Genomic DNA, 12794 nt, shown 5'->3' with positions numbered 1-12794 from the left:
CCTCCCTGACCGCCCTGGTCCGCTACCAGGCGGCGCTGTTCGCCGGTTCGTACCGCTGGCTGCCGCCGCTCCTCGTCCACGCGGCGTTCCTCGCCGTCGGCGTCCAGACCGGCGGCCCGATCCTGGACGCGTACGGCTACGCCGCCGGCGGGCTGCTGCCGGTCACCGTCTGGCTGGCCCGGATCTGCGTCGCCAACGAGCCGCCCGCCGCCCGTAGTTGCACCGCGGCCGCCGCCGGACCCGGCCGGGCGCACCTCGCCGCCCTGCTGACCGCGGCCGGTGCCGGGCTGCTGCTCGCCCTGGCCGGGACCGCCTTCGTCGCGCTGCTCTCCGACCCGCACTCGAACGACCACCGGGTCGCGGTCCCGGTGCTGCCCGCCACCGTCGCCGGGCTGCTGACCCAGCTGGTCTGCCTGCTGCTGGGCGTCGGGATCGGCGCGCTGTGCTCCTGGCCGGTGCTGCGCCGTCCCGGCTGGGGCGTCCCGGCGGGGCTGGTCGCCGCGCTGCTGGTCCTCGTCCTGGGCGCGTCGCCCGCCAACGCCGCGCTGACCGGCATGATCACCGGCTCCGAGCACGGCACCGTCACCGTGCCCTGGCTGCCGTTCGCCGCCGCGGGGCTGCTGGCCTCCGGGGCGACGGCCCTGGCCTGCGCACTCACCGGGCGCCGCGGCGGACCGCTCCGGCCGCGGCGTACGCTCGCCCCATGCCGTCCACCGACCCGCACCCCGTGCCCGAGACGCCCGCCGCCCCCGACCGGGGCCCGGCCGCCGCAGTTCCCGACGCGGGCGCGCCCCGCGGCGACTGCGCCGACTGCGTCGAGTGCGGCCGCCCGACGGAGTACCCGGCCGCCCGCCCGGGGATCGTCCGCTGCCCGGTCTGCGAGTGGCAGGAGGCCCAGCGGACGGCCTGCTCGGGGTGACCCGCGGCGGCCGCCGCAAGGGGACGGCGCGCCCTACGCCACCAGCGTCTTGGCGTCCCGGGCCAGCGCGGTCAGCCGGGAGATCGCCCGGAAGTACTTCTTCCGGTAGCCGCCGCGCAGCATCTCGTCGCTGAACAGCTCGTCGAAGGGCTTGCCGGCGGCCAGCACCGGCACCTCGCGGTCGTAGAGCCGGTCGGCGAGGACCACCAGGCGCAGCGCGGTGGACTGGTCCGGCACCGCCTGGACGTCGGTGAGGCAGACCGCCGAGATGCCGTCGCACATCGCGCCGTACCGGCTCGGGTGCACCGTCGACAGGTGCCCCAGCAGGGACGGGAAGTCGTCGAGCGAGGCACCGGGGGTGCGGTGCGCCGCGCGGGTCACCGTCTCCTCGTCGTACGGGGCGGGCGCCTCGGGCAGGCCGCGGTGGCGGTAGTCCTCGCCGTCGATCCGCAGCGGGCGGAAGTGGGCGCTCAGGCCCTGGATCTCGCGCAGGAAGTCGGCGGCCGCGAACCGGCCCTCGCCGAGCTTGCCGGGCAGCGTGTTGGAGGTGGCGGCCAGCGCGACGCCCGCCTCCACCAGCTTGCCCAGCAGGGTGGAGACCAGCACCGTGTCGCCGGGGTCGTCCAGCTCGAACTCGTCGATGCACAGCAGCCGGTGGCCGCTGAGCGTCCGCACGGTCTGCTGGAAGCCGAGCGCGCCGACCAGGTTGGTCAGCTCGACGAAGGTGCCGAACGCCTTGAGCTCGGGCGCGGCCGGGGTGGCGTGCCAGAGGGAGGCCAGCAGGTGGGTCTTGCCGACGCCGTAGCCGCCGTCCAGATAGACCCCGCGCGGCCCCTTGGGCGCCGCGGCCTTCTTCGGCCCCCGGGAGAACCAGCGGCGCTTCCCGCCGCCCGCGTCCGCCCCGCCGTCGATGCCGGCGGCGAACGTCCGCAGGACCTGCACCGCCTCGGCCTGGCTGGGCTGGTTCGGGTCCGGGAGGTAGGTGTCGAAGCGGGCGCCCTGGAAGCGCGGCGGCGGCACCATCTCGGCGACCAGGCGCTCGGCCGGGACGTGCGGTGCGCGGGAGGTGAGCGCGGTGGGCGCCGCGGTGCCGTCCCCGTCGGCCGGGGGCCCGGCTATCGGGGAGGGCGCGGAAGAGGACGAGGGCTGGGAAGGTGACACAGCTGTCCAGCCTAGTCGCTGCGCGGTACCACCCGACCCGGTGAGCGAGGCATGTCACACTGCGCCCATGCGACGCCTGTTCCCCCTCCCGACCACCACCGCCCCGTCCCCGGAAACCGGCCCGGATGCCGGTCCCGACGGCACCACCGACCGCGAGTGGACGCTGGACGAGCTGGCCGCGGTCTACGCGTACCCGGAGGCGGACGACCCGGTGCGCTCCGGCCGCCCCGGCTGGCTGCGCGCCAACATGGTGTCCTCCCTGGACGGCGCGGCGCACCACGAGGGCCGTTCGCAGCCGCTCTCCGGGGACGCCGACATGCGGATCTTCGGGGTGCTGCGGGCGCTCGCGGACGCCGTCGTGGTGGGCGCGGAAACGGTCCGGCGGGAGGGCTACCGGCCGGCCCGTGCCCGGGCCGCGTTCGCCGAGCGGCGGGCCGCCGCCGGACAGGCCCCGGCCCCCGCCATCGCCGTGGTGACCGCGGGCCTGGACCTGGACTTCTCCCTGCCGCTGTTCACCGAGCCCCTGGTGCCCACCCTGGTGGTGACCGGCACGGGCGCCCCCGAGGACCGGGTGCGGGCGGCCCGCGCGGCCGGCGCCGAGGTGCTGTTCGCCGGCGAGGGGCTCGGCGTCGACCCGGCGCGGGTCCCGGGGGCGCTGGCCGGGCGGGGCCACACCCGGTTGCTCTCCGAGGGCGGGCCGCGCCTGCTGGGGCAGTTCGCGGCGGCCGGGGCACTGGACGAGATGTGCCTCTCGCTCTCCCCGGTGGTGGCGGTGGGCGGCGCGCAGCGGATCATGGACGGGCCCGCGGTGGCCGTTCCGGAGCGGTTCGCGCTGGTGTCCGTACTGGAGGAGGCCGGGTTCCTGTTCACCCGTTACCGCCGGTTCTGAGCGTGCCGCCGGTGCTCAAAAGAGCGTGCGGAATTGCCTGTTCCGCTTAGCTTCCGTTGGGCACACTAAAAGCCGACAGGTCCCGTGTGGCGACGGGGCAGGATGGTTTCTGTGGGCACCGTGACAGCGGTGCCGGAAGAGAAGAAGGGCGTCCGTCGTGTTCACGAGCGTATTGATGATCGAGAAGCCTCTGGCGCCCGCCGACGTGGAGTTCGTCACCACCCTGCACGGGGACGATCCGGTCTCCTTCGTGGTCCTCATGCAACCGCGCGGCAAACAGGACGTCCTGCTGCGGGCCATCGACGACGTCGCGCTCGGGGAGTTCGAGGACGCCGTGCGGGAGGGCGGGGAGCCCGGCGGGGCGCACGCCGCGCTCCCCGCCGAGCAGGGCTTGTCGCACACCCTGGAGGCGCTGCGCGCGGCCGGCTCCGAGGCGGTCGGGCAGGTGGTCGAGGACCATCCGCTGGACCTGCTGAAGTCGGTCGTCGACGAGACCGGCGCGGACGAGGTGATCGTGCTGACCGCCCCGCACTTCGTCGAGGAGTTCTTCCACCGCGACTGGGCCTCCCGGGCCCGCCACAAGGTCGGCGTCCCGGTCCTCAAGCTGTTCTCGCACGCCGCCGACGACTAGGGCGCCTCTGACGGATCTCCGTGGCGTCGCGGCGCCTGGCACGCACGCTCGCGCCAGGCGCCGCTCCTTCCTCCACGGAGATCCGTCAGAAGCGCCCTGGCCGCAGCAGCCCGGCGGCGCCTGACCCGGTCCCGCCCGGCCGCGTCACCCCCGCGTCGGCCCGTCACCCGAACGGGCCAGCTCCGGCCCGCCGCCGCCCCCGATCGGTGCGTTCCTGGTCAGAAAGCGGCCCGTGGCGGGCCGTATCCGACAGCCGAGGACCGGCGCAGCGAGGAAACGAGGAAAGGGGCCGTCATGGCGGAGCAGCGGGGACGGGAACCGGGCGACGAACGGGAGCGCGGCCGCGACGCGGGCCGGACCCGTGACGAGGAGCGCGGCAGGGAGGCGACGGAGGAGGCCGCCCCGGAGAACGGGAAGCCGGGAAAGCGGGCGAGCGGCCCCTCCAAGGGGAAGACGGGCGGCCCGTCCGGCCTGTTCCCCACCTTCTCGCACCGCGACGAGTAGGTGTTCTGTCCAGGGAGACGGAGGTTGTGGACAGAACACCGAGAGCCCGGCCCGGCAGGTGTACGGGACGGCCGGTGACCCGCCCGTCCCGTACCGGCTCACACCCCGGCGCCCGCCCCCGAGGTCAGCCGGCCGTCCAGGACCTCCGCCACCGCGTCCACCGCGTCCAGGTGGGAGCGGTCGTGGGTGACCAGGACCGTCGCGGTGCCGCGCGCGTGGGTCAGCTCGGTCAGCAGGGCGAGGACCGCGGCGCCCCGCTCGTGGTCCAGCGCGCTGGTCGGCTCGTCGACCAGCAGCACCGCGGGCTCGTTCATCAGCGCCCGGGCGATGTTGACCCGCTGCCGCTGGCCGCCCGAGAGCTGGTGCGGCCGCCGGTCCGCCTGCTCCGCCAGGCCCACCGCCGCCAGCAGCTCCCGCGCCCGGGACCGCGCCGTACGGGGCGGGCGGCCGTCCAGATGGGCCATCACCTGGAGCTGCTCGGCCGCCGTCAGCGCCGGCAGCAGGTTGGGCTGCTGGAAGACCGTCCCGATGGTGGTGCGGCGCAGCGCCGTCAGCTCGGCGCGGCTCAGGCCCGCGGTGTCCCGGCCGTCGACCACCACCCGGCCGCGGTCCGGCCGGATCAGCGTCGCGGCGACCGCCAGCAGGCTGGACTTGCCGGACCCGGACGGCCCGACCACCGCCGTCAGGCTGCCCGCCGGCACCGTCAGCGAGACCGCGTCCAGTGCGGTCAGCCGGGTGTCGCCGTCGGGGTAGGTGAGGGTGACATCGGTCAGTTCGAGACTCATCGGGCACTTCCCAGGGCGGTCAGCGGGTCGACGGAGGTGATGCGGCGGATGGACAGCGCGGCGCCCACGGCACCCAGCGCGATCATGACCAGGGCCGGGACCAGCACGGTGGACGGGTCGAGGACGAACGGCACGGTCCCGCCCACCGCGGCGCCCACTGCGGCCGCCACCGCCGTCCCCAGGGCAGTGCCGGCCACCAGCAGGACGACGGCCTGGCCGAGGGCGTCCCGCAGCAGATAGCGCGTCGAGGCGCCGAGCGCCTTGAGGACCGCGACGTCGCCGCTGCGCTGGATCGTCCAGACCGTGAAGAACGCCCCGATGACCAGCGCGGAGATCGCGAACAGGAAGCCGCGCATCAGCTGCAGCGAGCCGTTCTCGGCGCTGTAGGAACCGATCGCCGCCAGGGCGTCCGCGGCGGCCACCGTGCGGGTGCCCAGCCGCCGGTCCGCGGCGGCCAGACCGTCCGTCCCGGTGGTGGACAGGGCGAGCACCGTCGCGCCCCCGGAGTCCGCGCCGCCGGCGCCGCCGGACAGTCGGTGCCAGTCGTCCAGGGAGGTCCACACCACCGGAGTGTGGCTGTACATCGCGGCCCCCGACACCGCCGTCACGGCGAGAGTCCGGCCGCCCAGCGCGACCCGGTCGCCGGCCCGTACGCCGAGCTTGTCGGCGGCCTTCTCCGACAGCACCACCGTGCCGTCGGCGGCCGGGCCCGCGGCTGGCGCCAGGTGCGACCCGGGCCGCACTCCGAACACCGACACCGCCGCCGACCTCCCGCCGGCCCCCACGGCCTTGGTGGTGGCGATCCCCAGCGGGTCCGCGGCGCGCACACCGGGCACCCGGGCCCACTCCCGCACCGTCCGCTCCGGCAGCCGGGAGTCGGTGAACGACGGCTTGCCGTCCCCGGCGGGGGCGGCGAAGACCAGGTGGTCGGCGGGGAGCGCGGTGATCGCCGAGGTGTTCTCCCGGCCCAGCCCCGCCGTCAGGCCGGACAACAGCCCCACCAGCACCGTGATCAGCGTGACGACGGTCCCCATCAGGGCGAACCGGCCCTTGGCGAATCTCAGGTCTCTCCAGGCGACGAACACCGGCGCGGCCATCCTCGGAACGGTGCCGGGCCCGCTGCCCGGCGGCTGACCCCACCGTCGCCCGCCGGAGGGGCGCCGGGCATCGCGCCCAGGAGTGGTTCACCGCCGCCGAAGGATGCGGTCCGGGCTCCACCTTTGGACGCCCGCGCTCCACCTTTCGATTGATGCCGGCCCCGGTAGCGGCCCGTAGCCTGGAGAGGCCGTGACCGAAGAAGCCAGCACCGACCACTCCCTCACCCCCGTCCTGCGCGCGCTGCGCCTGTGCCTCCATCTGATGGTGGCCGCGCTGCTCGCGCTCGCCGCCGTACGCGCGCTGGCGGACGGCGCGCCCGCCGCCCCCGCCGTCCTCGTCACCGCCGTGGTCCTGCTGGCCCTCTACGTCCTCGGGCCCTTCCTGCCCCGGGTGCGCAGCTCCGCCCGCGCCGCCGCGCTCTGGCTCGCCGCCGTGGCCGCCGTCTGGCTGGTGCTGCTGGCGCTCACCCCGGACGGCGTCTGGCTGGCCTTCCCGCTCTTCTTCGTCCAGCTGCACCTGCTGCCGTTGCGGGCGGCGCTGCCCGCCGTCGCGGCCAGCACGGCCGTCGCCATCGCCGGCTTCGCCTGGCACACCGGCGCCCTCACCGTCGGCACGGTCATCGGCCCCGTCCTGGGCGCCGCGGTCGCGGTCGCCGTCGTCCTCGGCTACCAGGCCCTCTACCGGGAGAGCGAGCAGCGCCGCCGCCTCATCGAGGAGCTCACGGCGGCCCGCAGCGAACTGGCCGCCGCGGAACGGGCCGCCGGCGTCCTCGCCGAACGGGAGCGGCTGGCCCGCGAGATCCACGACACCCTCGCCCAGGGCCTGTCCAGCATCCAGCTGCTGCTCCGGGCCGCCGAGCGGGCCGTACCGAGGCGGCCGGAGACGGCCCTGGACCACATCCGGCAGGCCCGCACCGCCGCCGTCGACAACCTCGCCGAGGCACGCCGCTTCGTCCGCGCGCTGAGCCCGCCCGACCTGGAGGCCGGCTCGCTGCCGGCCGCCCTGGAGCGGCTGTGCGCCGCCACCGCCCGTACCTCCGGGCTGGCCGTGCACTGCCAGGTCTCCGGTGCGCCCGCCCCGCTGCCCACCCCACACGAGGTCGCCCTGCTGCGCATCGCCCAGTCCGCGCTCGCCAACACCGTCCGGCACGCCGCCGCCCGCCGCGTCGAGCTGACCCTGAGCTACATGGACACCGAGGTCGCCCTGGACGTCGTCGACGACGGCGCGGGGTTCGTGCCCGCCGACGTCCCGCCGCCCGGTTCCACGGCGGCCGGCGACTCCGGCTTCGGGCTGGCCGCGATGCGGGCCCGGGCCCGCGCCCTCCAGGGCACCCTGGCCGTCGAGTCCGCCCCCGGGGAGGGCACCGCGCTCGCCGTCACCCTGCCCTGCCCCGACCCGTCCGCCGTTCCCGACGAGCCCGACGAGGGGGCCGCCCCGTGACTGAGTCTGTTGCGTCTGCCGCGTCTGCCGCGCCCGTTCGCCTGCTGCTCGCCGACGACCACCCCGTCGTACGGGCCGGGCTGCGCGCCGTCCTGGAGACCGAGCCGGACTTCGAGATCGCCGCCGACGTCCCCAGCGCCGAGGAGGCCGTGGAACTGGCCGGGCGGCTCGGCGTCGACGTGGTCCTCATGGACCTCCAGTTCGGCGGCCGGATGCTGGGCTCGCAGGCCACCGCCGAGATCACCGCGCGCCCCGGTGCGCCCCGCGTGCTGATCCTGACCACCTACGACAGCGACGCCGACATCCTCGCCGCCATCGAGGCCGGCGCCACCGGCTACCTCCTCAAGGACGCCCCGCCGGAGGAGCTGGCCGCCGCGGTGCGGGCCGCCGCGGCCGGGAAGTCCGCGCTGGCCCCCACCGTCGCGCTGCGCCTGATGGACCGGATGCGGACACCCGCCACCGCGCTCTCCCGCCGCGAGACTGAGGTCCTCCAGCTCGTCGCCGACGGGCTCTCCAACGCGGCGATCAGCAAGCGGCTCTTCCTCAGCCAGGCGACCGTGAAGTCCCACCTTGTCCACATTTACTCAAAGTTGGGCGTCGACTCCCGTACCGCCGCGGTCGCCGCCGCCACCGCGCAGGGCCTGATCCGCCGCTGAGCGGCCCGCCGGGCGCCGGGACGCGCACCCCCGCGGGGTCGCGGACGCCCGCTGTCGGTGCCGGGTGCGAGAATCGTCGGCAGCCGGCCCCCACGCGCGGCCGGCACGACCCGCAGGACCAGCACCACCCGCACGCCCGCTCGACGATCAGGGAGACCCATCCATGGCACCCGCCATCCCAGCCTCGATGGAACGGCCGCACTTCATCGGCATCGGCGGCGCCGGCATGTCGGGCATCGCGAAGATCCTCGCGCAGCGCGGCGCCGAGGTGGCGGGCAGCGACGCCAAGGACTCCGCGACGGCCGGGGCGCTGCGCGAGCTGGGCGCCACCGTCCACATCGGGCACGCCGCCGAGCACCTCGCCGCCGGCGCCAGCTGCGTCGTGGTCTCCTCCGCGATCCGCCCGGACAACCCCGAGCTGGCCGCCGCGCAGCAGCGCGGCATCCCCGTCGTCCACCGCTCCGACGCCCTCGCCGCGCTCATGGACGGCCTGCGCCCGATCGCCGTCGCCGGCACCCACGGCAAGACCACCACCACGTCGATGCTGGCCGTCTCCCTCGGCGCCCTCGGCCTCAAGCCGTCCTACGCCATCGGCGGCGATCTCGACGCCCCCGGCTCCAACGCCGAGCACGGCACCGGCCGGATCTTCGTCGCCGAGGCCGACGAGAGCGACCGCAGCTTCCACAAGTACGCCCCCGAGGTCGCCATCGTCCTCAACGTCGAGCTGGACCACCACGCCAACTACGCCTCGATGGACGAGATCTACGAGTCCTTCGAGACCTTCGTCGACCGCATCCGCCCCGGCGGCACCCTGGTCGTCTCCGCCGACCACCCCGGCGCCCGCGAGCTGACCGCCCGCCTCGCCGGCCGCGACGACCTCGAGATCGTCACCTACGGCGAGGCCAAGGACGCCGACGTCCGCATCCTCCAGATCACCCCGCACGGCCTGGCCAGCGACGTCACCGTCACCCTCACCAGCGGCAAGATCCTCACCTTCACCGTCTCCGTCCCCGGCCGGCACTACGCGAGCAACGCCGTCGCCGCCCTGGCCGCCGGCGTCGCCCTCGACCTCCCGCCGCACCAGCTCGCCGACGCCCTCGGCAAGTACACCGGCGTCAAGCGCCGCCTCCAGCTCAAGGGCGAGGCCGCCGGCGTCCAGGTCATCGACTCCTACGCCCACCACCCCACCGAGATGACCGCCGACCTGGAGGCCATCCGCAGCGCCACCGAGGAGACCGGCGGCCGCATCCTCGTGGTCTTCCAGCCGCACCTCTACTCCCGCACCCAGGAGCTGGGCACCGAGATGGGCCAGGCGCTCGCCCTCGCCGACGCCTCCGTCGTCCTGGACATCTACCCGGCCCGCGAGGACCCGATCCCCGGCGTCACCAGCGCCCTGATCACCGACGCCGCCCGGGCTGCCGGCGCCGAGGTCACCCCGGAGGCCGACAAGAGCGCGATCCCGGACCTGATCGCCGGAATGGCCCGGCCCGGTGACCTTGTTCTCACCATGGGCGCGGGCGATGTGACCGACCTCGGCCCCGCCATCCTGTCCCGCCTGGGCGCATGAGCTGAGGAGGCCCCTCGATGACGTACGAGATCGACAAGCCCGACGACCAGTGGCGCGCCGAGCTGACCCCGGCCGAGTACCACGTCCTGCGCCAGGGCGGCACCGAGCCCGCCTTCGTCGGCGAGTACACCGACACCAAAACCACCGGCGTCTACTCCTGCCGCGCCTGCGGCGCCGAGCTGTTCCGCTCCGACACCAAGTTCGAGAGCCACTGCGGCTGGCCGTCGTTCTTCGACCCCAAGGACAGCGGCGCCGTCGAGCTCCTGGAGGACCGCAGTCACGGCATGGTCCGCACCGAGGTCCGCTGTGCCCGCTGCGGCTCGCACCTCGGCCACGTCTTCGAGGGCGAGGGCTATCCGACGCCGACGGACCAGCGGTACTGCATCAACTCGATCTCGCTGCGGCTGACGCCCGACGCGGGCTGAGCATGCCGATGCCCGCGCCCTGGTGACAGGGCGCGGGCATCCGGGGTTTCACGGGGGTGGAGGGGTCCACCGCGGGCCCCTTCGGGCCGGCGCGTTACAGGTGGGCGACGTTGTTGCACCCCATCGACGTGCCGATCCGGACGTGCTGGTCGCCCCGCCGGTCGTGCCACCGGTGCAGCGGCAGCCAGCCGTTGGCGACCCCGACCTCGCCGAACACGTCGACGTTCTTGTCGTACGTCCCGCACGCGGAGCTCTGCCGGAGGACGAGGACGTGGCCGCCCTCGTGGCGCCCGCGGTTGCTCTGCTGCCGGGGGGCGGTGTGGGGGCGTGCCTGCTGCTGCGGCTGGGGGGCGGCGGGGGCGGCCTGCTGCGGCTGGGCGGGAGCCGCCTGCTGGGGAGCGGCCTGCTGCTGCGGCTGGCCGTTGATGACGGTCGTCTGCTGCCGCATCACGGTGCTGCGGCTCGGCCGGTGCCGGACGATGATGGTCCGGCTCGGCTGCTGCCGGACGATGATGTAGCGGGGCGGCTGCTGCTGTACGACGATGCGGCTGCCGCTCTCCTGGTGGCGGACGGTGCCGCGGGCGGTCCGGTGTCGGCTGGTGTGGTGGCTCGCCTGCTGCCGGTGGGTGGTCTGCTGGCCCGGCTTGGGGTGGCCGGAGTGGCCGCCCGCGTCGACGCCGGCGTAGGAGGTACCGGCGCCGAGGAGTCCGACGCTGCCGAGAACGGCTACGACGACGGCAGCCTTGCGAAGCTTGCGCATGTCTTCTCCGAAAATTGACCGGATGCGATCGGATGCGATCAGTAATTGATCGACTTCATACGGTTAGTGGAGGTTAATGGAAAAGACGACGCCGCCGCCCAGGGACGCGCCGAGTCTCGTAGCGGTCCCTGACCGTGGCGGCCGGCCGCCTGCGACGGCGGGCCGGCCGCTGAAGCCCGCTCGGCGGGCATGGACGTCAGGGAAGCGCGGGGTATCAGGAGAGTTCCGGCGGCCGTCCAAGGGATGCCCCGCGCGGGAGAGGCGGCCGATACGGGCCGCCGGTCAGGCCGTTCCCGGCACCGTCACCGCCGTCATCACCAGCCCCGCCCCGATCAGCCACCGGCCGCTGAACGTGTCAAGGCGGTGGCCGTCCACCACCGGGCCCGGCACCAGCAGCCGGGCGGTGAAGGTGGCGTCGGTCGGGTCGAGGGTGAGGCGGGCGTCCTCGAAGCCCAGCCAGCGGCCGGTGAGCGGATACCACGCCTTGTAGACGCTCTCCTTGGCGCTGAAGATCAGCCGCGCCCAGCAGATCTCCGGCTGGTGCACGGCGAGTTGGGCGATCTGGGCGCGCTCCTCGGGGAGCGTCACCAGGTCGACGACCCCGGGGTCCTCGATGGGGGCGTGGGGTTCGGCGTCCACGCCCAGGGAGCGGACGTCCCTGGCCCGGGCCACCGCGGCGCCGCGGTAGCCGGTGCAGTGGGTCATCGCGCCGACGATCCCGTCCGGCCAGCGCGGGGCGCGGCCGGGGCCGGGCAGTACCGGCGCCGGGTCGATGCCGAACGCCCCCAGGGCCCGGCGGGCGCAGTTGCGCACCGTCCCGAACTCCCGCTGTCGGTTGGGCACCGCGTTGGCGACCAGCTCGAACTCCTCGGGATACATCTCCGAGACGGGGTCGTCGGCGAACGACTCGGCGGTGGATATCGGTGCGGGCAGCAGCTTCTCGATCACGCGGGCACTCCGGTGGTCGCGAGGGGCAGGATCTGGACCGGGCGGCCGGGGGAGCCGGAGCGGCGCCGCCATTCGCGAGGGTAGCCGAGCGACACCTCCTGGTGGAGCACTCCGTCGCACCGCAGCAACCGCGGGATGTGCAGATGTCCGTAGACCACCGTGGCGGCGCGGAACCGGCGCGGCCAGTCGGCCGTGGCCTCCGTCCCGCACCACAGGGCGAACTCCGGGTACCACAACGGCCTGGTGGGCTCGCGGACCAGCGGCCAGTGGTTGATCAGGACGGTCGGCAGGTCCTCCGGGAGCGCCGCGAGCCGGGCCTCGGTCTCCGCCACCCGGGCCCGGCACCACGCCTCGCGGGACGGATAGGGGTCGGGGTGCAGGAAGTACTCGTCGGTGCAGACGACCCCGGCCTGCTCGGCGATCTTCAGGGCCTCCTCCTTGGAGGCCATGCCGGGCATGCGGAAGGAGTAGTCGTAGAGCAGGAAGAGCGGCGCGACGACGACCGGGCCGCCGGCGCCCTCCCAGACGGGATAGGGGTCCTCGGGCGTCACCACCCCCAACTCCCGGCAGATCTCCAGCAGATGCTGGTAGCGCGCCACCCCGCGCAGCTGGACCGGGTCCTTGGCGGGGGTCCACAGTTCGTGGTTGCCGGGCACCCACACCACCTTGGCGAACCGGCTGCTCAGCAGGCCCAGCGCCCAGCGGATGTCGTCGATCTGTTCCCCGATGTCGCCGGCGACCAGCAGCCAGTCGTCGTCGGACTCCGGCCGTAACTGCTCGACGATGTCGCGGTTCTCGTCGTACCGGACGTGCAGGTCGCTGACGGCCACCAGCCGGCCCTCGCGCGAGGCGGGGGCCGGCCCGGCGGTGGCGTACTCGGCGCCGGGGGCGAAGGTGCGGATCTCGTAGGTCACCTCAGCAGTAAAGACGCTGACCGGGGGAAAGGTGAAGCGCCGCCGGTGATCAGGAGGTTCTGCCGAGGGCCCGCCGGGCTCCGGGCAGCGGGGCGGC

The 12794-nt window shown here is 74.7% G+C and carries 13 protein-coding genes and 1 pseudogene; 8 read left to right on the top strand and 6 right to left on the bottom strand.

What is annotated here, in order from left to right; genetic code table 11:
• Positions 1-5: 5 nt before the first annotated feature.
• Positions 6-668: pseudogene (locus B073_RS39110) on the top strand (ABC transporter); the annotation flags it as partial.
• Positions 669-952: 284 nt separating this feature from the next.
• Here B073_RS39110 and zapE read toward each other — a convergent pair.
• On the bottom strand, positions 953-2080 hold the full coding sequence (zapE, locus tag B073_RS0104725; protein ID WP_018536941.1) for a cell division protein ZapE: 1128 nt from the start codon (positions 2078-2080) through the stop codon (positions 953-955).
• A gap of 67 nt (positions 2081-2147) precedes the next feature.
• Between zapE and B073_RS0104720 the strand changes: the two genes are divergently transcribed.
• The 3 genes from B073_RS0104720 (at position 2148) to B073_RS0104710 (ending at position 4104) form a co-directional block, all read left to right on the top strand.
• Entirely contained in the window at positions 2148-2969 is an 822-nt protein-coding gene (locus tag B073_RS0104720) for a pyrimidine reductase family protein (RefSeq protein WP_018536940.1), read from the top strand.
• 157 nt (positions 2970-3126) lie between these two features.
• Positions 3127-3600, top strand: coding sequence for a hypothetical protein (locus B073_RS0104715; RefSeq protein WP_026247063.1), 474 nt, complete (start codon positions 3127-3129; stop codon positions 3598-3600).
• A 294-nt stretch (positions 3601-3894) separates the two neighbouring features.
• Positions 3895-4104 (top strand): hypothetical protein, encoded by a 210-nt coding sequence (locus B073_RS0104710; protein WP_018536938.1) that lies wholly within the window; start codon positions 3895-3897, stop codon positions 4102-4104.
• A gap of 98 nt (positions 4105-4202) precedes the next feature.
• Here the strand turns inward: B073_RS0104710 and B073_RS0104705 are convergent, their stop codons facing one another.
• Both B073_RS0104705 and B073_RS0104700 read right to left on the bottom strand, forming a co-directional pair.
• Positions 4203-4889 carry an ABC transporter ATP-binding protein gene (locus tag B073_RS0104705; protein WP_018536937.1) on the bottom strand — a complete coding sequence of 229 codons (687 nt, stop codon included), beginning with the start codon at positions 4887-4889 and terminating at the stop codon, positions 4203-4205.
• Positions 4886-5974 carry an ABC transporter permease gene (locus tag B073_RS0104700; protein ID WP_018536936.1) on the bottom strand — a complete coding sequence of 363 codons (1089 nt, stop codon included), beginning with the start codon at positions 5972-5974 and terminating at the stop codon, positions 4886-4888. Before B073_RS0104700 ends, B073_RS0104705 begins: the two co-directional genes overlap by 4 nt.
• A gap of 202 nt (positions 5975-6176) precedes the next feature.
• Here B073_RS0104700 and B073_RS0104695 point away from each other — a divergent pair, with 202 nt between their 5' ends.
• The 4 genes from B073_RS0104695 (at position 6177) to msrB (ending at position 10075) form a co-directional block, all read left to right on the top strand.
• A complete protein-coding gene (locus B073_RS0104695) occupies positions 6177-7427 on the top strand; it encodes a sensor histidine kinase (RefSeq protein ID WP_018536935.1) in 1251 nt (416 codons plus the stop codon).
• Positions 7424-8083, top strand: coding sequence for a response regulator transcription factor (locus tag B073_RS0104690; RefSeq protein ID WP_018536934.1), 660 nt, complete (start codon positions 7424-7426; stop codon positions 8081-8083). Before B073_RS0104695 ends, B073_RS0104690 begins: the two co-directional genes overlap by 4 nt.
• 163 nt (positions 8084-8246) lie before the next feature.
• Entirely contained in the window at positions 8247-9650 is a 1404-nt protein-coding gene (gene murC / locus B073_RS0104685) for a UDP-N-acetylmuramate--L-alanine ligase (protein WP_026247061.1), read from the top strand.
• Positions 9651-9667: 17 nt separating this feature from the next.
• Positions 9668-10075 carry a peptide-methionine (R)-S-oxide reductase MsrB gene (gene msrB, locus B073_RS0104680; RefSeq protein ID WP_018536932.1) on the top strand — a complete coding sequence of 136 codons (408 nt, stop codon included), beginning with the start codon at positions 9668-9670 and terminating at the stop codon, positions 10073-10075.
• Positions 10076-10169: 94 nt separating this feature from the next.
• On the opposite strand, the gene B073_RS39105 is transcribed toward msrB, so the two are convergent.
• The 3 genes from B073_RS39105 to B073_RS0104665 form a co-directional block, all read right to left on the bottom strand.
• Entirely contained in the window at positions 10170-10835 is a 666-nt protein-coding gene (locus B073_RS39105) for a hypothetical protein (protein ID WP_037810860.1), read from the bottom strand.
• Between the two features lie 282 nt (positions 10836-11117).
• Entirely contained in the window at positions 11118-11783 is a 666-nt protein-coding gene (locus tag B073_RS0104670) for a 4'-phosphopantetheinyl transferase family protein (RefSeq protein WP_018536931.1), read from the bottom strand.
• Positions 11780-12697 (bottom strand): metallophosphoesterase family protein, encoded by a 918-nt coding sequence (locus B073_RS0104665; RefSeq protein ID WP_018536930.1) that lies wholly within the window; start codon positions 12695-12697, stop codon positions 11780-11782. Before B073_RS0104665 ends, B073_RS0104670 begins: the two co-directional genes overlap by 4 nt.
• Between the last annotated feature and the right edge of the window lie 97 nt (positions 12698-12794).

Origin of the sequence: Streptomyces sp. MspMP-M5, assembly GCF_000373585.1 — a bacterium.
Classification (GTDB): Bacteria; Actinomycetota; Actinomycetes; order Streptomycetales; family Streptomycetaceae; genus Streptomyces.
The sequence above is the reverse complement of the archived record's forward strand: the minus strand, read 5'-3'. Positions and strand labels throughout refer to the sequence as shown.